Here is an 18,876-nt window from a genome sequence, read left to right on the forward strand (position 1 = left end):
CGTCAGGTGAATCTCGAAAAGCCGCGAAACACCCTCGTCAACCGCAAGTCGTTCCGGCAGAAGCTGGTCTTCCCCTAGCGGAGACTTGACCTTGAGCACACGGCTCGCCTGGAGAAAGTCCGAAGATGCAGGCTGGTCGGTCATGGCGAACCTCGATGGAAGATCGGAAAATTATCAATCAACTGCCAAAATCTCGACAGAATGCAATCAAACATTGTGGCGAAACCATGGACTCACCATGAATTATGCAACCTGCAAATGCCAAAATTCCATCGATGAAATCTGATAGATGGAAGATGGGGTAACAGTGAGAATGACGCCGGGACAGATGAAGCACGATGCCGACCACTATGGCCTGCGACGGGAAGAGGCCTCCGGGGCTCACCACGGCGCCGGCTGGTGGGTGAGCCTCAGGCGGCGCGGCCACAGGATCGTCAGGCTGTTCAAGGACAGTGTCTACGGCTCGGGCGATGCCGCCTATCGGCAGGCGCGTGCCTATCGCGACGCCATCCTGCTTGCCATTGCGCCCGCCACCAACCACGAGCAGGCCGTGCTTCTGCGCAAAAACAACCGAAGCGGTATTTCCGGTGTGAGGCGCGTCGAGACGGCGGATGGCGATGTCTGGCAAGCAACTTTGATGACCAATGAGGGGCAAAAAAGAGAAAATTTCTCCGTCGCCAAGCTAGGCGAGGAGGCGGCAAAATCGATGGCGATCACACAGCGTCGCCGGTGGCTGAAGGCGCTGCCCGTCACCCATCTCGCCTATGCCCATCACGCTGCCGAGGTTGCGCGCGCGCAATTTGGCGACGAGCTTGCGCCGGCGGACGATGTTCTGCCCAAGGCGCGCCTCGGCGATGCCGACATCAAGGCGCGCATCAAAGCCATTAACGACCAATTTGATGCGTCTCGCCCGAAGCGACTGCGGGTCCGGGTCAAAAGCTAACCGCAGCATTGGTCGCGCCCCTAAACACTCCAAGGTTTTCGGGTGTCGTGTCTAATGCTTTTGCCCTGACCGAGAAAATCCTCTCGATACCGTCCACTGTAGGCTTCAGTTTTGCAGTCGTGTCATAGTGGGAGGACGACACGAGTGAAAGTTGGATATAGCCACCTGGTGCGATGGTGAAGCTCGCCGTCCCTGCATTTCGCACCGAAGCGTAGTTCCGGTCGATGCAGCGCTTGCGGTGCAGATGTAGACGGTGCCCTAGTTGTCGGCCGGTACGCCTTCGAGCCTCTAGAGGGTTGCGGTCGTTGCGTCCGTGATCCAGGTGACCTGGGCTATGTCGGACCGGACGCGAACACTGCATTCGCGTTCTATTGCCGTAGCGAATGCGACAAGGTTAACCGGAACAGTGTTGGTTGGACGTGTCCGTACCGTCCAGAGCAAGTCTTGGTCGTTGATGGTGAGGCGAAGGGTTGCGAGATATCGAACGAGGATGCCGACGTTGCTACCAGCTCGACATAGTCGCCGTTTGAGATGCTCCGCGGCGTAGTCGTTGTGACCGCTACCTTGTAGTTGGAGTGGCAATTGGCCGATGCCCCGGGCAGGCACACATAGGCGTATCGCAAAGAAATCCCAATAGCAGACATTGCGAGAGACGTGCATTATCAGAGAAGACAATCGTCGTAGCGACAAGCCTACGGAGCGCATCACCTGCTCGGAACAGCCAAAACCTTCCGGACCGACATGGCCTGTCCGAAAGGTCGATTTCCAGCGCAGCCCGCTACGCGTCTACACCGCCACCGGCGTGATCCAGCGCGGATCGGTGCTTTCGGCGCTGTCCACCACCGCTTCCACAAAGGCCACGCCTTTCAGCCCGTCATAGGCAAGCGGGATGTTGCGGCCGATGGCATCAGACTCTCGGCCCGCCTTGCGCGCACGGATGGCTTCCGCGAAACCGGCATAGAGGTTGGCGAAGGCCTCCAGATATCCCTCCGGGTGGCCGGGCGGAGTGCGGGTTCGAACCTTCGCATCTTCGGAAAGGTCATCTGCGCCCCGCTTGATGGTCTGCACACGCCCGTTAAGCGGCGTATAGACGAGTTCGTTCGGCTGTTCCTGAAACCATTGCAGCGAACCGGTCGCGCCGAAAACCCGCAGACGCACGCCGTTGGAATTACCGAGCGCCACCTGCGACGACCACAGGAGCCCCCGCGCGCCGCCCTCATAACGCATCATCACATGGGCATTGTCATCCAGCGCCCGCCCCGCCACGAAAGTGGCAAGATCGGCGGTGAGGGATTGCAACTTCAGCCCGGTCACGAAACCGGCCAGATGATAGGCATGGGTGCCGATATCGCCGATGGAGCCGCCGCGACCGTTCTTCTTCGGGTCGGTCCGCCATGCCGCCTGGGCATTGCCCTGCTGTTCGATGGCGGTCGCCATCCATTCCAGCGGATATTCCACCTGCACGGTGCGAACCTCGCCGATCTCACCGGCCGCGACGCGTGCACGCGCTTCATGCACCATCGGATAGCCGGAATAGGTGTAGGTCACCCCAACGAAGCGGCCGCTTTCCCGCGACAGTTTTTCCAGCGCGATGGCATCTTCCAGCGTCGCGGTCAGCGGTTTTTCGCAGATCACGTCGAAACCTGCCTCGATCAGCGCCTTCGCGATCGGATAGTGGGTGAAATTCGGTGTGCAGATCGCAACCGCATCAACACGATCCTCGCGGGCAGCCTCGCCGGTAATCAGCTCCTGATAGCTGCCATAACTGCGGGCCGGGTCAAGCCCTTCATTGATCGCAAAGGCGCGGCCCCTTTCGGGATCGACATCAAAGGCCCCGGCCACAAGCACCCATTTGCCGTCAAGGCGTGCGGCAAGACGGTGGATATTGCCGATATAGGCTCCCTGACCGCCACCGATCATGCCCAGACGAAGTGGTCTTTCGATAGTCATTGTTCCTCCAGCCCCAGCATGGTGCGGTTGGCATTGCGGTTCGCGCCGGATTTGACGAAATCGTCAAAGGCGCGGTCCGAAACACGGATGATGTGATCGGCGATGAAACGTGCGCCTTCAGACGCCCCGTCCTCGGGGTTCTTGACGAAACATTCCCACTCCAGCACCGCCCAGCCATCAAAGCCGTAGGTCGTCAGCTTGGTGAAGATCGCCCCGAAATCAACCTGCCCGTCGCCGGGGCTGCGGAAGCGGCCGGCCCTTTTGGACCATGGCTGATAACCGCCATAGGCGCCCGATTTTCCGTCTGGACGAAACTCGGCATCCTTGACGTGGAAGGTTTTTATCCGCTCGTGGTAATGGTCGATGAAGGCGAGATAATCCATTCCCTGCAGAACGAGATGCGAGGGATCATACATCAGGTTCGCCCGGGGATGCTCCTTGACCTTGTCGAGAAACATCTCCCAGCTGTGGCCGTCATGCAGGTCTTCGCTGGGATGGATTTCATAACACACATCCACGCCATGGGTGTCGAAGTCGTCGAGGATCGGCGTCCAGCGGCGCGCAAGCTCGTCAAAGCCCTCCTCCACCAGCCCTTCCGGCCATTGCGGATAGGGATAAAGATACGGCCATAAAAGCGCCCCGGGAAAGGTCACATGGCGGTCGATGCCGAGGCGCTTTGAGGCGCGGGCGGCAAAGCGCAGCTGTTCCTCGGCCCATGCCCGACGCTTTGCGGGATTGCCGCGCACATGTTCCGGCGCAAAACTGTCCATGATCGCGTCATGGGCAGGGTGCACCGCCACAAGCTGCCCGGTGATGTGAGAGGCGAGTTCGGTGATCTCCAGCCCGTGCTCGCCGAGCATGCCCTTCAGATCATCACAATAGGCATCGCTTTCCGCCGCCTGTTTCATGTCGATCAGGCGCGTATCCCAGGTGGGAATCTGCACGCCCTTGAAGCCTTTGGCCGAGGCCCACGCCGCCAGCGAGGCAAGCGAATTATAGGGCGCCTCATCGGCCGCGAACTGCGCCAGGAAGACGCCCGGCCCCTTGATGGTCCGCATCATCTTATTCCTCCAGCTTTTTCGCCGGCACCGGCGCGTCGTCGTAACCGCCATAGACCGACTGATCGAAGGGGATCACAGCGCCCGTCATCATGCCGCTGTCGTCGGAGGACATCCACAGGATGGCGCGGGCCACTTCGAGCGGATCGAGGATGCGCCCGAACGGCTTGGCCGCCGCCGCGCGGTCGATGAAATCGGGATCGCCAGTCTCGGAAAGGACAAGCTTGCGCTCGTGATCGGAATTCATCCAGCCGATATCGAGCTGGTTCACATGGATACGGTGGCGCATCAGCGAAAAGCCGGCATGGCGGGTGACGGTGGCAAGCGCGCCCTTGGACGCCGCATAGGGCGCAAGGAAAGGCTGGCCTGTCAGACCCGACATTGATCCGACATTAACGACACGACCCTCGATCCCCTCGCGGATCATCACCTTTGCCGCATCCTGAATGAGAAAGAATGGCGCACGCGTATTGACCGCAAACATCCGGTCGAAAAGCTCGGGCGTCGTGTTGAGTATATTGCCACGATCCGTCAGGCCCGCCGCGTTAACGAGGATATCGACCCGACCGAAGCGTCTGTCCGTCGCCGGAATGATGCTGCGGACATCATCGATATCGCCGAGATCGGCCGCCACCATCTCAACCGGCACGCCTGATTTCTGCGTGATGGCATCCGCGACAGCCTGTCCCTTTTCGATGCCGCGTCCGACAATGACGATTCCCGCCGCGCCCGCCTGCGCAAACACCTGCGCAACCGCTGCACCCAGACCCTGGGTTCCGCCGGTAATAACGGCGATCTTTCCTTCAATACGGTTCATTTCACGACCTCATATCCAGCGGCGTCCATCACGCGCAGCAATTCCCTGTGCCCCTTGCGGGCCATGTCCAGCGGCGGGTTCCTGACCGGGTCCTGCTCAGCCTCGACCACGAACCAGCCCTCGTAACCTTTCGATGCCAGCGCCTTGACGATCGCCTCGAAATCCAGGCTGCCATCGCCCGGCACGGTAAAGGCGCCCTTGATGACGGCATCGAGGAAACTCTCCCGGCTCCTGTCCAGCCCATCGACAACTTCACGCCGGATATCCTTGGTGTGGACATGGGTAATGCGCGCATGGTGGCTTTCGATGACACGCATGACATCGCCGCCCGCAAAGGCCATGTGCCCGGCATCAAACAGCAGGGGCACGGAGGAGTGCTTCATGAAGAGATCGAGTTCCGGCTCGGTCTCCACCACGGCCGCCATATGGTGATGGTAAGAAATCGGCATGCCCTTCGCCGCGCACCAGTCGGCAAAGTCGGACATCTTGCGGCCATAAGCCACCATGCCGGCCTCGTCGAGCCTTGGCTTCGTGGCAAGTGGTGCGGAGCGCACGCCCTGAATGGAGCGTGCCGTTTCACCATAAACGATGCAGGGCGCGCCGGCGGCGATGAAGAATTCCATCTGCTGCGCGATGCGGTCTTTCTCCACCTCGATGTCACCATCCAGCAGCAGGCCGGAAAACCAGCCGCCGCATACCGATATGCCGTAACGGTCGAGGATCGGCCCAAGCTCCGCCATATCCATCGGAAACCGGCGCCCGGTCTCCATTCCGGTAAAGCCGGCTTCGCTTGCCTGCCGCAGGCATTCCTGAAGGCTCACATCATCGGAAAGCTCGGCAAGATCGTCGTTCCACCAGGCAATCGGCGCGATACCAAGTCTTGCTTTCATCTCAGACCCCCACTCGCTGCGCCTTGCGGATGTTTTCCTGCGCGGCGCGGGCGGCACGCACGGTCTCGAAACTGGAGACGGAGGGAACACCGACATCCCAGTCGGCGTCGCCCGGCACCCATTTCCAGGCATCGGAAACGATGGAGATGACGGTCACGCCGTCATTGCCCTGCGCCCAGATCATCGCGTCTTCAAGATCGGCAAGGCTTTCGGCCCTGCGCGCATGGGCGCCCATGGCTTCCGCATGTTTGACGAAATCGACATGCAGCGGATTTTCCCTGTCCCTGACGCGGCAATCTGCCAGCAGATTGTTGAAACCCGGAACGCCCTTGGCCTGCTGCAAACGGTTGATGACGGCATAGCCGCCATTATCGCAGACCACCACGATCATCCGGTGCCCGGTGAGCGCGGCCGAATAGATATCGGAATTCATCATCATATAGGTGCCGTCCCCCAGCATGACGATTGGAACGCCGCCGGCACCGCCCGGTCCTTCCTGCGCCATGGAGCAGCCCCAGCCGGCAGCGATTTCATAACCCATGCAGGAAAAGCCGAATTCGCAATCGAATGTATTCGGGTTCTTGACCCGCCAGCCCTTGGTCACCTCACCCGGCGTTCCGCCCGCCGCCGCAATCAGCGTATCTTCGGGCCGCGCAACCCGGTTCAGCACGCCAACCACCTGCGCATAGGAAGGAACCGGCGCATTGGTGATGCGCTGGTGTTCGTCGAGCAGATTGTCCCATTCGGCAAACAGCGTTTTGGCCCGCTGCATATGGGCGGCATCGGCCTTATAGGCGCCGAGCGCGTGGTCCAGATCGTCGATTGTCTCAAGCGCATCGCCGACCACGGAAAACGCCCGGTGTTTCACCGCATCGAAGCGGGCGGCGTTGACGGAAATGAACTGCGCATCACGGGAGAAAGCCGTCCAGGAACCCGTGGTGAAATCCTGAAGCCGGGTACCGATCGCCAGCACGACATCCGCCTCTTTCGCCAGCGCATTCGCCGAGGTCGATCCGACGATGCCGATAGGCCCGGCATGGACCGGATGGTGATGGGTAAGCGCGCCCTTGCCGGCGATGGTTTCGACCACGGGAATGCCGCGCTTTGCAGCGAAATCGGCAAGGCGCTCTTCCGCCAGCGAATAACGCACGCCGCCGCCGGAAATGATGAGCGGACGTTTCGCCTGCGCCAGCAGCCGGGCGGCAGTCGCCACGGCGTCACGGTCAGGACGCGGCCGAGGAATTTTCCAGACCTTCGGTTCAAAAAAGACTGCCGGATAATCGAAAGCGATTTCCTGCGTATCCTGCGCAAGACCGATGAAGGCCGGGCCGCAATCGGCCGGATCGAGCATGGTGGCGACCGCCTGCGGCAGCGATTGCAGCAATTGTTCCGGCAGCACGATCCTGTCCCAGTAACGCACCACGGATTTGAACGCGTCATTAACGGTCAGTGTCGGATCGCCGAAATGCTCGACCTGCTGCAGAACCGGGTCCGGCAGGCGGCTTGCGAAGGTATCGCCCGCAAGGAGGAGAACGGGCAGCCGGTTGGCCATGGCGACGCCGGCAGCCGTCACCATGTTCAGCGCCCCCGGCCCGATCGAAGTCGCAGCGACCATGATCTGCCTGCGCCGCTTTGCCTTGGCAAAGCCGATTGCGGCAAGCGCCATGGATTGTTCGTTCTGCCCGCGCCAGGTCGGCAACTGGTCCTGCACCGTCTCCAGAGCTTCGGAAAGGCATGTGACATTGCCGTGCCCGAAAATTGCGAACACGCCCGCGAACAGGGGAACGCGCTCTCCGTCGATCTCGGTAAACTGGTTGCACAGGTAACGTACTAGCGCCTGGGCCATGGTCAGGCGTAAGGTCTTCGCGGTCATCTCGCCTCCTCCTGCGGATGGTTGTTGATATGTTTTTGGAATACATATTGACAAATTCGGCACTTTGCAATGATTATTGCCAAATACCTCGGGAGGAAAATTTCAATGCTGAGAATTGCAGTGCTTGGCGTGGGCCGTATCGGCCGCATGCATGCGGAAAACATCGTCGCTCATCCACGCGCGACATTGGCTGGCGTCTTTGATGTATACGAGCCCTCGGCGAAAGAAATTGCCGAAAAGCTTGATGTAACACGATTTGAATCGGCCGAGGCGGTTTTTGCCTCGCCTGAGGTCGATGCCGTGTTGATCGCCACCTCAACGCCCACCCATGCGGATCTGCTGGAAAAGGCGGTTGCCGCCGGAAAACCGGTGCTCTGCGAAAAGCCCATCGATCTCTCCCTCGACCGCGTCAACGCCTGTGCAACAAAAATTGCCGGCAGCGGCGTACCGATCATGCTCGGCTTCGTCCGGCGTTTTGACAGCGGACACCGCGCCGTGCGTGAAGCCGTCGAAAACGGAACGATAGGCGATCTGCATCAGGTCGTCATCACCTCGCGCGACCCCGGCATGGCGCCCGCCGCCTATATCGAAATGTCGGGCGGCATTTTCCGCGACATGACGATCCATGATTTCGACATGGCCCGCTTCATTCTGGGTGAAGAGATCAGCCAAGTCTCGGCCACCGGTTCGCGGCTGGTCGACCCGGCGCTGATGGAAAAATGCGACGACTACGACACCGTGACCGTGGTGCTGAAAACCGCTTCGGGCAAACAATGCACGATCAGCAATTCGCGGCGCGCGGTTTATGGCTACGATCAGCGGGTGGAAGCCTTCGGAAGTGCCGGCATGGCGATTTCCGAAAACCGGACGCTCAATCACCTGCGCCTCCACACCGAAACCGGCACCGACCGGGCAGCACCGCTGATGAACTTCTTCATCGACCGTTATGCCGATGCCTTCGCAGCGGAAATCAGCGCCTTCGTCGATGCGGTGGAACAGGGCAAGGCACCGGAGGTCGGCTTCGAAGACGGCCGGCTGGCATTGCTTCTCGCCGAAGCGGCGATCCGCTCTATCGCCGAGGGGCGCACCGTCAACACAAGCGAGATCGGGTAAGACATGTACGCGAATTTTGGACTTTTCATCAATGGCCGCTGGCTTGCCGGTGCCGTGAAGGGCGAGGTCATCTCTCCGGTCACCGGCACAGCGCTCGGCGAGGTGATGCTTGCCAGCGCCGATCAAACCCGCGATGCGATCGACGCGGCCGCTGCGGCCCTTCCGAAACTGCGCGCCATGGGCGGCTTCGCACGTGCCGAGGCGCTGCACCGGGCAGCCGACGAAATGTTGCGCCGTGCCGATGAGAGCGCGAAGATGATCTCGCTGGAGACCGGCAAACCGATTGCCCAGGCTGGCCGCGAATGGACGCTTTCCTGCGACCAGTTCCGCTGGTTCGCCGAAGAAGCGCGCCGCATCTATGGCCGCATCATCGACAGCCGGGTGCCCGGCGGACGGTTTGAGGTGACCCGCGAAGCCGTCGGCATCGTCGGCGCTTTCACCGCCTGGAATTTCCCAGCCGCCCTTCCGGCCCGCAAGCTCGCCCCGGCGCTCGCCGCCGGATGCCCCGTCGTGCTGCGCCCCTCATCCCAGACGCCGGGTGTCGCCATGGTGATGGTCGACTGCCTGAGGGCCGCCGGCTTTCCCGATGGCGCCGTCAATCTGGTTGTCGGCTCGACCGCCGATACCTATGGCCCGATCATGGCGGACAAGCGCGTGCGCAAGGTGTCGCTGACCGGCTCCACCCGGGTCGGCCAGCAAATGATCCGTGACGCCGCTGAGACCGTGAAGAAGGTCTCTATGGAACTGGGCGGCAATGCGCCCCTCATCATTTATGACGATGCGGATCTCGACAACGCGCTCGACCTTGCCGTGCCCACCAAATTCGCCAATTGCGGCCAGGTCTGCGTCACGCCGGATCGAATCTTCGTCCACGAGAGCCTGCACGACGCCTTTGTCGACGGTTTCGTGGCCCGCGCGGCGAAGATCAGGCTTGGTGACGGGCTTGATGCCGATACCGGAATGGGTCCGCTCATCAATGCCGGTCGCCTTGAGGACATCGAGGCGGTAGTCGCCGACGCCGTGCGCGCCGGTGCAAAAATCGCCCATGGCGGCAAACGCCCCTCACACCTGAACCACGGTTTCTTTTTCGAACCCACCGTGCTGACCGGCGTGACGGACACGATGAAGGTTTTTGCCGAAGAAAATTTCGGTCCGATTGCGGCAATCACCCGCTTCAGCACCGAGGACGAGGTTCTGGAGCGGGCCAACGCCTCCGACATGGGCCTCTCCGCCTATGCATTCACCCGCTCTCCGGACAGGGCGCGGCGCACGGTAGCGACACTGAAATCCGGCATGGTCGGCATCAACAGCTTCGCGCTCGCCGCATCCGAAGCGCCTTTCGGTGGCACCAACCATTCCGGCATGGGGCGTGAGGGTGGTATCGAGGGGATAAGCGATTATCTCGAAACCAAACTCGCCCAGATCGTCTTTTGAAGACGAATATTCTTGCAGGAGAAAATCATGCGGAAAAACAAATTGAAGGAAATCTGGGCCGAGGGGCGTCCGGTGCTGCATGGCTGGCTGTCCATTGCCAGCCCGTTCAGCGCCGAAATCATGGCGGCGCAGGATTACGACGCCATCTCCATCGACATCCAGCACGGCGCGGTCGACTACAAGGACGTGCTCGGCATGTTCCAGGCCATGCGCGCTTCCGACAAGGTGCTGATGGCGCGGGTGCCCTGGCTCGATCCAGCGTGGATATCCAAGGTTCTGGATGCCGGTGCCTATGGCATCATCTGCCCGATGATCAACAACCGGGCGCAGGCCGAGCAATTCGTTCGTTACATGCGCTACCCGCCGCTCGGGGAGCGCAGTTTCGGCCCCACCCGCGCCGTTTACGCCGCCGGCGGCAATTATGCCGCAGAAGCCAATGACGAAATCCTCGCCTTTGCGATGATCGAAACGGCAGAGGCGATGGACAATCTCGAAGAAATCGCCTCCACCCCCGGCCTCGACGGGATTTATGTCGGTCCCGCCGATCTCAGTTTCTCGCTTTCTAAAGGGCAACTGGCACCTGCCTTTGACCGCGAGGAGCCCGAGGTCATCGACGCCATCAAGCGCATCCTCGATGCCTGCCACCGCAACGGCATCAAGGCGGCCCTCCATTGCGGCACGGCGGATTACGCGGCACGCGCGGTGGAATGGGGTTTCGACATGACCACCGTATCAGGCGATTCCCGCCTGCTGGCCGCTGCAGCGACGGAATCGACCGCGACCTGGCGCAGGCTGGTGGAAAAGACCGCCAAAAAAACCGATGGCAAAGGGGGGTATTGAATGCCGAACCTTCTCGTGGCCGGAAAACTTCATCCTTCCGGCGAGGCGATGCTGCGTGACCTGCCGGCCCTCGGCTTCTCCGTCCGCTATATCGAAGACGTTTCCGAAGCCTCCTACGCTCCCTTTATCGAGGAAGCGGATGCCATTGTCATTCGCACACAGCCGCTTTCGGCAGCCACCATTGCCAGGGCCGGACGGCTGAAAGTGGTGTCCCGCCATGGGGTGGGTTACGATAGCGTCGATCTTGCCGAACTCAACCGTCGCAACATCGCACTCACCATCGTCGGTGATGTCAATTCCGTCTCCGTCGCCGAACATGCGATGATGCTGCTGCTGGCGGCGGCAAAGCGGGCCATACTCGCCGACCGCGCTGTCCGGGAGACCGGACAGTGGAGTTGGCGCAACAGGCTGGAGCAGCAGGAAATATCCGGCAAGAACCTGCTCATCCTCGGTTATGGCCGGATCGGGCGGCATCTTGCCAGAATGGCTTCGGGTTTCGGCATGCATATCCGCGCCTACGACCCCTACCTGCTGCAATCGGGATGGCCCGAGGGGGCGACAAGACCCGTATCGCTGGAAGAGGGCCTGCCCTGGGCCGACTATATTTCCGTGCATATTCCCAAGGGAGCAAGCCCGGCAATCGGGGCCGCCGAAATCGCGCTGATGAAACCCGGCGTCGTCCTGTCAAACACGGCCCGTGGCGGTGTCGTTTGTGAAAAGGCGCTCAGCAAAGCGCTTGCCTCAGGTCATGTCGGCGCGGCCGGGCTGGATGTCTTCGACGACGAGCCGCCGGAAAGCTCCTCCCCGCTGCTGTCGCAGTTCAATACCGTCCTGTCGCCGCATATTGCCGGGCTTACGAAGGAATGCGGGGAGAGGATGGCCATCGCCTCCATCCAGAACGCCGTCAATTATCTGAAAGGGACGATCGATCCCGGCCTCATCGTCAATCCGGAATTTGCCCATGTCTGAAAAACCCGTTCTACGCGTCGGCCTCATCGGCACCGGCTTCATGGGCAAAGCCCATGTCTTCGGTTTCGCCTCTGCCCAGAAGGTCTTCGACCTGCCCTACCGGATCGAACTGCACACCGTTGCCGACATCACCGAAGATGCGGCTGCACGGGCAGCTGCGGATTTCGGCTTTGCCCATTCCACGGCGGACTGGCGCAGCATCATCGCCGATCCGGATATCGACCTCGTCGACATCACCGCGCCGAACGCCCTGCACAAGGAAATGGCGCTTGCCGCCATTGCCGCCGGCAAACATGTCTATTGCGAAAAGCCGCTGGCACCGCTTGCCGCGGATGCCGGCGAGATGGCCGCAGCCGCGGCGGCCCGTGGCGTCAAAACGCAGGTGGGCTTCAACTATCTCTGCAATCCCATGCTGCGGCTGGCGCGGGAAATGGTGGCGGCGGGCGAACTCGGCAAGATACGCGGCTATCGCGGTCTGCATGCCGAAGATTATATGGCCGACGCCGCAGGCGCCTTCACCTTCCGCCACGATCCGGCCGGCGGCGGTGCGCTTGCCGATATCGGCTCGCACGCACTTGCCACAGCCGAATTCCTGCTTGGTCCGATAACCGAAGTGATGGGGGATTGCGTGACGCTGATTGCCGAGCGGCCGGATGGCAAGGGCGGCACACGCAAGGTGGAGGTGGACGATGTGGGGCGCGCCTTCCTGCGTTTCGCCAATGGCGCGCAGGGTTCGGTCGAAGGCAACTGGATCGCCACCGGCCGCAAGATGCAGCATGATTTCGAGATCTACGGCGACAAGGGTGCGCTTTATTTCACACAGGAGCGGTTCAACGAGCTGCATTTCTATTCCGCCGCCGATCCGGCCGGCCGCCGTGGCTTCCGCAAAATAGAGGCCTCTCCTGACCACGCACCCTATGGCCGCTTCTGCGTCGCGCCCGGCCACCAGCTCGGCTTCAACGACCTGAAAGCCATCGAAATCGAGGGTTATCTCCGGGCGATCGCGGGACAGGCACCAGAGCCTTTCGGCTTCGCTGCCGGCCTGCGCATCCAGCGGCTGGTCGAGACGATCCAGCGCTCGTCATCCACACGGCAATGGCTGGATGTCGATGCCTGAAATCCCGGATTAAGCGGCGGGCTGCGGACCTTCGTGCCTCTTGGAAAACCGCAATAAATATTGCAAGATCATGCCATGAAGCAACAACCGCAGCCCGTCGATCCTCCGAAAGATTACGAAGAACTGATCCGCCTCATCCATGATCGTCATGATCAGATGAGCAAGACCTATCAGCGGATTTCCGTCTATCTGACGCAGAACCCCAATGAAGTCGCCGTGCATTCGGTCAATACCATTGCAGAGCGGCACAACATCCACGCCTCCAGCTTCGTGCGGTTTGCGCAGTCGCTCGGCTACAAGGGTTTCAAGGAACTCCAGGCGCTGTTCCAGAAACGGCTGGCGACGGCGGCTCCAGGTTTCGAGGCACGCGTGCGCGCGCTCGACGATGAATTGCAAAGCCGCGAGGACCGTTCGGAATATGGTTTCCTTCACGATCTTGTCGTCAGGGATATCGCCTCGCTACAGGATCTGCTCGAACGCATCAGCGCCGAGCAGCTCGGCACCGCCGCCGATCTGATCGAGGCCGCCGGTACAGTCTATCTCGTCGGCCAGCTGCGCTCCGCACCGGTGGCGGAACTGCTGCGTTACATCCTCACCATGCTCGGCAAGCAATGTATCCTTCTCGATCCCGGCGGCGGCCTCGCCACCCATATGGCGCGGACGATGAAGACCGGTGACGTGCTGATCGCGGTGTCGTTCCGATTTTACGCGACGGAAGTGGTGAATATCGTCGAGGAGGCGGAAAAGATCGGTGTGCCGACCGTAGCGATTTCCGACAGCACCCTGTCGCCGCTGGCAAAATCGGCAAAGGTCCTGTTTTCGGTCCCCGAGCATGATTACAGCTTTTCCCGGTCTCTGGCAGCGCCGATGTGTCTTGCGCAGGCTCTGGCCGTCGCCGTTGCCGCGCGGGTTCAGAAGAACGAGACCGCGCCGCGCATTCCGACGGTGACCGGCCTCTAGGCACCCACACTCAAAGCCCTGTCACGCCGTCCCAGATAAGCTTCACCGCCACCAGCGCCACGGACACATAGGTCAGCGGATAAAAGATCGAGGCGCGCATGTGGCGCACCGTCCAGGCCCCAAGCCATGTGGAGACGATAGCCAGCGGCACCATCAGGGCGGCGCGGCCGAGATTTTGCGCGCCGAAACCACCGAGAGCCGCATAGGGCACGAGTTTCAGCACATTGGTGATGGCGAAGAACATAACATTGGTGCCGGTGAAAACCTTGGGGTCCATGCGAAGCGGCAGCAGATAGACCTGCAGCGGCGGCGAACCCGCATGGGCGACGAAACTGGTGTAACCCGCAAGCAGGCTCCAGAACCGCCCCGCCATCGGCCGCTCCTTCGCAACCGTCACCAGAACGCCCCTTGAAAGCACGACGCGCAGCACGAACACGGCCGAGACAAGGCCGACAATCAGGCGCACCACGGCATCCGAGGTGATCTCGGCGGTCATCCATCCAAGCCCGATGCCGAGAACGGCTGCCGGCAGAAGCTGGCGCATGATCCGCCAGTCAACCCATTTGCGCCAGGCCGCCACGCCGACCATGTCCATGACCACCAGAATGGGCAGCAGGATGGCGGCGGCCGTGACCGGCGACATCACCAGCGCCATCAGTGGCACGCCAAGCAGGCTCATGCCGCCGAGCCCGCCCTTGGAAAGCCCGACCAGCACGACGGCGAGCACGGTGACGCCCAGTTCCAGAGGAGAGTTGAAAAGGTTCAAGTGCATCTCCTCGGCATTGCCGCCGGCACCCCTGCCGGGGCACCGCGCGCATGAATATCAGCCCTTCCTGAGCCGGGCTTTTTGACGGTAGACATCAGCAACGACCGCGCTGACGATGATCAGTCCCTTGACGATCTCCTGATAGTAAGCATCCACACGCAGGAATGTGAAGCCCGACATCATCAACCCCAGAATCACCGTGCCGATAACGGTGCCGAAAATGCGCCCCCGCCCACCAGAGAGGGATGTGCCGCCGATGACCGCCGCGGCGATGGCGTCGAGTTCATACATCATGCCCATGCCGGCCTGCGCCGTTTCCGCACGGGCGGCGGTGACGATGCCGGCGAGGCCCGCGAGCAGGCCGGCAATGGCATAGACCTTGACCAGATGCATCTGGACATTGATGCCGGACACCCGGGCCGCCTGCATGTTCGCGCCGATCGCATAGGTGAACTTGCCATAACGCGTATAACGCAGGGCAATGTGGAAGGTGACGGCGACGAGCAGGAAGATGACGACAGGCCATGCGCCCGAGCCGATCGATGCGAAGCTCTCCGTCGGGAAGGAGATCGGCTGCCCCTTCGTATACCACTTGGCGATGCCGCGTGCGGTCACCATCATGCCGAGTGTGGCGATGAAGGGCGGTATTCCCGTCACCGCGATGAGCATGCCGTTAACGATGCCGGCAATCAGGCCGAGACCGAGGCCGACGGCCAGCGGCACCACCACGGGCATATCGGTGAGCGCCGGATAGATCGCCCGGGCGAAATCGCTGCTTTGCGCAAAACTCATGGCGATCATGGCCGTCATCGCCACTACCGAGCCCGAACTGAGGTCAATGCCGCCGGTGATGATGACCTGGGTGACCCCGACGGCGATGATGCCGACGACGGAGACCTGCAGGATCATGATCGTCAGGCGCTGCGGACTGCCGAGAAAGCTCTGCCCCTGCACGAACCAGCCGAGCAACTCAAATACAAGTGCGACGCCGATCAGCACGGTCAGAATATTCAGTTCCTGCGGCAGCTTGCGCCTTTTCCGTTCGACCGGTTCGGTCTGTACGCTATCCATGATTTTTCCTCCCCGGCATTGCCGCCGTCGCAGCCTCAGCGGGCCGCCAGTTCCATGATTTTGACTTGGTCCGCTTCGGCGCGATCGAGAATCCCGGTCATATGCCCCTCATGCATCACGACAATCCGGTCGGACATGCCGAGAACCTCCGGCAGTTCCGACGAGATCATGATGACGGCGACACCTTCCTTCGCCAGACTGGAAATCAGGCGATGGATTTCCGCCTTGGCGCCGACATCGATGCCGCGCGTCGGCTCGTCGAGAATGAGGATTGCCGGTTTCGTCAGAAGCCAGCGGGCGATCAGCACCTTCTGCTGGTTGCCGCCGGACAGGTTTTCGATCCGCTCGTCGAGATCGGGCGTCTTGATGCGCAGCGCCTTCTTCATGTCGTTGCACAGCACCGTCAAACCGCGCTCATCGACATAACCCATCGCCGCATGACCATTCTGGAGGGCCGCGATCTGCATGTTTTCGAGGATCGAAAGCGGCAGAAAACAGCCGGTTGCCTTGCGGTCTTCCGTCAGCAGCGCCATGCCCCTGCGCATCGCATCCGCCGGCGAGTGGATCGTGACCGGGGCGCCGTTGATGCGGATGGTCCCTTCGCTCGCCGGCACCACTCCGAAAATCGCTTCGGCGACGTTGGAACGGCCGGATCCCACCAGCCCCGCCACGCCGAGGATTTCACCACGATGCAGATCGAAGGAAATACCGCGGAAAACGCCGGACAAGCCGAGATCGCGGACCTCGAGAACCACGTCGCCGATCGATGCCTCCTGCTTGGGAAACATGTTGGTGATCTCGCGTCCGACCATCATTTTTATGATGTCGTCGCGCGTGACATCGGTGCTCGCATGGGTTCCGACATATCGCCCGTCGCGGAACACCGAAAACTCGTCGGCGATCTCGAACAGCTCGTTCATCTTGTGGGTGATGTAGACGATGCCGATATTACGTGACCGCAGATCGCGGATGATATCGAAAAGATGCGCGACCTCGGACTCCGTGAGCGCCGATGTCGGCTCATCCATGATGAGCACGCTGGACTGGTAACTGACGGCCTTGGCGATTTCGACCATCTGCCGCTGCGCCACCGTCAGCGTGCTGACCTCCGCCCCCGGATCGATATTGATCTTCAGCTGGTTAAACAGCGCCTGCGTCTCCGCCAGCATTTTCGCATGGTCTATGAGGCCGAGACGGTTTTTCGGCTCGCGGCGGATCCAGATGTTCTCCGCCACGCTCATCCAGTCCATCAGCGCCAGCTCCTGATGGATCATGGCGATGCCGCGCTCCAGCGCATCCCGCGGACTTTTGAGGCGGACATCCTCTCCCCGCAGCCTGACGGTGCCGGCATCCGGGCTGTAAATACCGGCGATGATCTTCATGAGCGTCGACTTGCCAGCGCCATTTTCGCCCATCAGCGCGTGCACGGAACCGGGGCGCAGCCGAAACTGCACATCATCCAGCGCAACGACACCCGGAAATTCCTTGCGCACCCCCTCGATTTCGAGAAGGTAGGGGCCGGCGGCCTGCTTGAAGCGTTCGATCGCCTCTAAGGTGGTTGTGGAAATCATATCTCACCCGTCCTTTATCCGGCCAGTGGCCGGGCCGTGATTTGCTATGCCGGCGACCAAGGCAATGCCCGGTCGCCGGCCACAAATCAGTTGTTGGACTTGTATTGAGCGACATTGGCGGGGGTGACGAGTTCAAAGGGCACATCGACCTTGTGCTCGAATTTTTCGCCACGCGCGATTTTAAGGACGGTGTCGAGCGATCCTTCGCCCTGACCCTTGGCGGACTGGTAGACGGTGACGTCAAGGTCGCCCGCTTCCATCGCCGCCAGCGCATCCTGCGTTGCGTCAACACCGGCGACGATGACATCTTTCATGCCGACGCCGGAGGATTTCAGCGCCTGGATCGCGCCGAGCGCCATCTCGTCATTGTTTCCAAGCACGATGGTCGGCTTCATGCCGGATGTGATCCAGTTCGTCATCAGGTCCATGGCTGGGGTGCGCATCCAGTTCGCGGTCTGCGCGTCCAGTAACTTGATGTCCTTGCAGGCATCGCTTTTGAGGACACGTTCGGCCGCCGCGGTGCGGCCGCGCTGGCCGGTGGTGCCGAGTTGCCCCATAAGAATGACCGCATCGCCCTTGCCGCTGGCAAGCTTGCAAACCTCGGTCGCCTGCAATTCGCCGGCCTGCTCCTCATTGGAACCGACCCATGCCTGCTTTTCCGGGAATTTTTCCATATTGGCCGGCAGCATGTTCACGAAGACCAGTGGAATACCCGCCTGATCGGCGATCTTCGACATCGCCCTGCCGGAATCCGCATCCACCAGCATGGTGATGATGCCATCAACGCCAGCCGCCACGAAGTTTTCGATCTGCGACTGCTGGCGGGCGATATCGCCCTGCGCATCTTCCATCTGGACTTCGACGCCGAGGTCCTTGGCATGGCGCTGAATGTTGTGACGCAATACGGTGAGATAATTGTCGTCGAAAAGCGACATTGCCACGCCGATCTTCTCGGCATGGGCAGCGCTGGCCATCAGGGCGCAGAATGCGGTTGTGATTACGATTTTTTTGATCACGAGATTTTCTCCTCCTCTTTTTCCCGCACGTGACGAATGTGTGCGATCACCCAAACCGACGCCTCCCGGCCGTCTCCAGGCATGGCTTCGCCGGTGACGGATGCAGCAGCAAAATCCGCCTCAAGCGAAGTCATATCCTGTCGATCAGTCGAAACGGCAGCACTGTTTGCGCGCAGCTTTAGTGCTGCGCCCGTCTCTCCCATGCGACCGGGTATTTTCCGGGCGCAGTTTCAACATAGCGGGATGGAACAGGATTCGCAACAAAAATTGCAGAATTTCTATACGGCAATAAAATTTCCAAAATCTCACTCGTGGGCCACGGGGGCATCATCCACCGGAAGATGATTGGGGAGAGCGCCTGGCCCGGATGCCGCGGCTTCGCCGACCGCACCGCGTGACTGGAGCGTTGTCGCATTTCCGGAGGGAAACCCGGGAGCCACTTTTCCTGGATATGCTCAATATCGTTTTTGGGGAACGGCAGTTGAAAG

General features: G+C 61.0%; 17 protein-coding genes. 7 read left to right on the plus strand and 10 right to left on the minus strand.

Annotated elements, in window-relative coordinates:
- Positions 1-313: 313 nt before the first annotated feature.
- Positions 314-943 carry a hypothetical protein gene (locus tag JZX88_RS15035; protein WP_246753488.1) on the plus strand — a complete coding sequence of 210 codons (630 nt, stop codon included), beginning with the start codon at positions 314-316 and terminating at the stop codon, positions 941-943.
- 786 nt (positions 944-1,729) lie between these two features.
- Here JZX88_RS15035 and JZX88_RS15040 read toward each other — a convergent pair.
- The 5 genes from JZX88_RS15040 to iolD are packed head-to-tail and all read right to left on the minus strand — an operon-like array spanning position 1,730 to position 7,531.
- Entirely contained in the window at positions 1,730-2,893 is a 1,164-nt protein-coding gene (locus JZX88_RS15040; RefSeq protein ID WP_246753489.1) for a Gfo/Idh/MocA family protein, read from the minus strand.
- Positions 2,890-3,951 carry a sugar phosphate isomerase/epimerase gene (locus JZX88_RS15045; RefSeq protein WP_206914243.1) on the minus strand — a complete coding sequence of 354 codons (1,062 nt, stop codon included), beginning with the start codon at positions 3,949-3,951 and terminating at the stop codon, positions 2,890-2,892. Before JZX88_RS15045 ends, JZX88_RS15040 begins: the two co-directional genes overlap by 4 nt.
- Before the next feature lie 4 nt (positions 3,952-3,955).
- Positions 3,956-4,768, minus strand: coding sequence for an SDR family oxidoreductase (locus JZX88_RS15050; RefSeq protein WP_206914054.1), 813 nt, complete (start codon positions 4,766-4,768; stop codon positions 3,956-3,958).
- Positions 4,765-5,658 carry a myo-inosose-2 dehydratase gene (gene iolE / locus JZX88_RS15055; protein ID WP_206914055.1) on the minus strand — a complete coding sequence of 298 codons (894 nt, stop codon included), beginning with the start codon at positions 5,656-5,658 and terminating at the stop codon, positions 4,765-4,767. Before iolE ends, JZX88_RS15050 begins: the two co-directional genes overlap by 4 nt.
- A gap of 1 nt (position 5,659) precedes the next feature.
- On the minus strand, positions 5,660-7,531 hold the full coding sequence (iolD, locus tag JZX88_RS15060; protein WP_206914056.1) for a 3D-(3,5/4)-trihydroxycyclohexane-1,2-dione acylhydrolase (decyclizing): 1,872 nt from the start codon (positions 7,529-7,531) through the stop codon (positions 5,660-5,662).
- Positions 7,532-7,636: 105 nt separating this feature from the next.
- Here iolD and iolG point away from each other — a divergent pair, with 105 nt between their 5' ends.
- From iolG to JZX88_RS15090, 6 genes are all read left to right on the plus strand, one after another.
- Positions 7,637-8,644, plus strand: a complete 1,008-nt coding sequence (iolG, locus tag JZX88_RS15065) for an inositol 2-dehydrogenase (RefSeq protein ID WP_206914057.1) — start codon at positions 7,637-7,639, stop codon at positions 8,642-8,644.
- A gap of 3 nt (positions 8,645-8,647) precedes the next feature.
- Entirely contained in the window at positions 8,648-10,078 is a 1,431-nt protein-coding gene (locus JZX88_RS15070; RefSeq protein ID WP_206914058.1) for an NAD-dependent succinate-semialdehyde dehydrogenase, read from the plus strand.
- Positions 10,079-10,105: 27 nt separating this feature from the next.
- Complete coding sequence (locus JZX88_RS15075) at positions 10,106-10,918, plus strand: HpcH/HpaI aldolase/citrate lyase family protein (protein WP_174024276.1); 813 nt, start codon at positions 10,106-10,108, stop codon at positions 10,916-10,918.
- Positions 10,919-11,887 (plus strand): hydroxyacid dehydrogenase, encoded by a 969-nt coding sequence (locus JZX88_RS15080; protein ID WP_206914059.1) that lies wholly within the window; start codon positions 10,919-10,921, stop codon positions 11,885-11,887.
- Positions 11,880-13,004 (plus strand): Gfo/Idh/MocA family protein, encoded by a 1,125-nt coding sequence (locus JZX88_RS15085; RefSeq protein WP_206914060.1) that lies wholly within the window; start codon positions 11,880-11,882, stop codon positions 13,002-13,004. The genes JZX88_RS15080 and JZX88_RS15085 overlap by 8 nt, the downstream gene beginning before the upstream one ends.
- A gap of 75 nt (positions 13,005-13,079) precedes the next feature.
- Positions 13,080-13,964 carry a MurR/RpiR family transcriptional regulator gene (locus JZX88_RS15090; protein WP_080819437.1) on the plus strand — a complete coding sequence of 295 codons (885 nt, stop codon included), beginning with the start codon at positions 13,080-13,082 and terminating at the stop codon, positions 13,962-13,964.
- A 10-nt stretch (positions 13,965-13,974) separates the two neighbouring features.
- Here JZX88_RS15090 and JZX88_RS15095 read toward each other — a convergent pair whose 3' ends face one another.
- The 5 genes from JZX88_RS15095 to JZX88_RS15115 all read right to left on the minus strand — a co-directional run bounded on the left by JZX88_RS15095 (position 13,975) and on the right by JZX88_RS15115 (position 18,591).
- A complete protein-coding gene (locus tag JZX88_RS15095; RefSeq protein ID WP_236774974.1) occupies positions 13,975-14,730 on the minus strand; it encodes a sulfite exporter TauE/SafE family protein in 756 nt (251 codons plus the stop codon).
- 57 nt (positions 14,731-14,787) lie between these two features.
- Positions 14,788-15,801 carry an ABC transporter permease gene (locus JZX88_RS15100; protein ID WP_174031813.1) on the minus strand — a complete coding sequence of 338 codons (1,014 nt, stop codon included), beginning with the start codon at positions 15,799-15,801 and terminating at the stop codon, positions 14,788-14,790.
- Positions 15,802-15,836: 35 nt separating this feature from the next.
- Entirely contained in the window at positions 15,837-17,372 is a 1,536-nt protein-coding gene (locus tag JZX88_RS15105; RefSeq protein WP_206914061.1) for a sugar ABC transporter ATP-binding protein, read from the minus strand.
- An 86-nt stretch (positions 17,373-17,458) separates the two neighbouring features.
- Positions 17,459-18,385 (minus strand): substrate-binding domain-containing protein, encoded by a 927-nt coding sequence (locus JZX88_RS15110; protein WP_206914245.1) that lies wholly within the window; start codon positions 18,383-18,385, stop codon positions 17,459-17,461.
- Positions 18,385-18,591, minus strand: a complete 207-nt coding sequence (locus JZX88_RS15115) for a hypothetical protein (protein WP_206914062.1) — start codon at positions 18,589-18,591, stop codon at positions 18,385-18,387. Before JZX88_RS15115 ends, JZX88_RS15110 begins: the two co-directional genes overlap by 1 nt.
- Positions 18,592-18,876: the final 285 nt, after the last annotated feature.

This window comes from Agrobacterium sp. OT33 (genome assembly GCF_017313365.1).
In the GTDB taxonomy this organism is placed as follows: domain Bacteria; phylum Pseudomonadota; class Alphaproteobacteria; order Rhizobiales; family Rhizobiaceae; genus Agrobacterium; species Agrobacterium rhizogenes_A.

Coding starts and splice junctions, on each gene's coding strand:
- JZX88_RS15100 (WP_174031813.1), bottom strand. CDS start 15,801: ATGGATAGCGTACAGACCGAACCGGTCGAACGGAAAAGGCGCAAGCTG.
- JZX88_RS15045 (WP_206914243.1), bottom strand. CDS start 3,951: ATGCGGACCATCAAGGGGCCGGGCGTCTTCCTGGCGCAGTTCGCGGCC.
- JZX88_RS15040 (WP_246753489.1), bottom strand. CDS start 2,893: ATGACTATCGAAAGACCACTTCGTCTGGGCATGATCGGTGGCGGTCAG.
- JZX88_RS15035 (WP_246753488.1), top strand. CDS start 314: ATGACGCCGGGACAGATGAAGCACGATGCCGACCACTATGGCCTGCGA.
- JZX88_RS15115 (WP_206914062.1), bottom strand. CDS start 18,591: ATGGGAGAGACGGGCGCAGCACTAAAGCTGCGCGCAAACAGTGCTGCC.
- iolG (WP_206914057.1), top strand. CDS start 7,637: ATGCTGAGAATTGCAGTGCTTGGCGTGGGCCGTATCGGCCGCATGCAT.
- JZX88_RS15105 (WP_206914061.1), bottom strand. CDS start 17,372: ATGATTTCCACAACCACCTTAGAGGCGATCGAACGCTTCAAGCAGGCC.
- JZX88_RS15080 (WP_206914059.1), top strand. CDS start 10,919: ATGCCGAACCTTCTCGTGGCCGGAAAACTTCATCCTTCCGGCGAGGCG.
- JZX88_RS15050 (WP_206914054.1), bottom strand. CDS start 4,768: ATGAACCGTATTGAAGGAAAGATCGCCGTTATTACCGGCGGAACCCAG.
- iolD (WP_206914056.1), bottom strand. CDS start 7,531: ATGACCGCGAAGACCTTACGCCTGACCATGGCCCAGGCGCTAGTACGT.
- JZX88_RS15070 (WP_206914058.1), top strand. CDS start 8,648: ATGTACGCGAATTTTGGACTTTTCATCAATGGCCGCTGGCTTGCCGGT.
- JZX88_RS15090 (WP_080819437.1), top strand. CDS start 13,080: ATGAAGCAACAACCGCAGCCCGTCGATCCTCCGAAAGATTACGAAGAA.
- JZX88_RS15075 (WP_174024276.1), top strand. CDS start 10,106: ATGCGGAAAAACAAATTGAAGGAAATCTGGGCCGAGGGGCGTCCGGTG.
- JZX88_RS15085 (WP_206914060.1), top strand. CDS start 11,880: ATGTCTGAAAAACCCGTTCTACGCGTCGGCCTCATCGGCACCGGCTTC.
- iolE (WP_206914055.1), bottom strand. CDS start 5,658: ATGAAAGCAAGACTTGGTATCGCGCCGATTGCCTGGTGGAACGACGAT.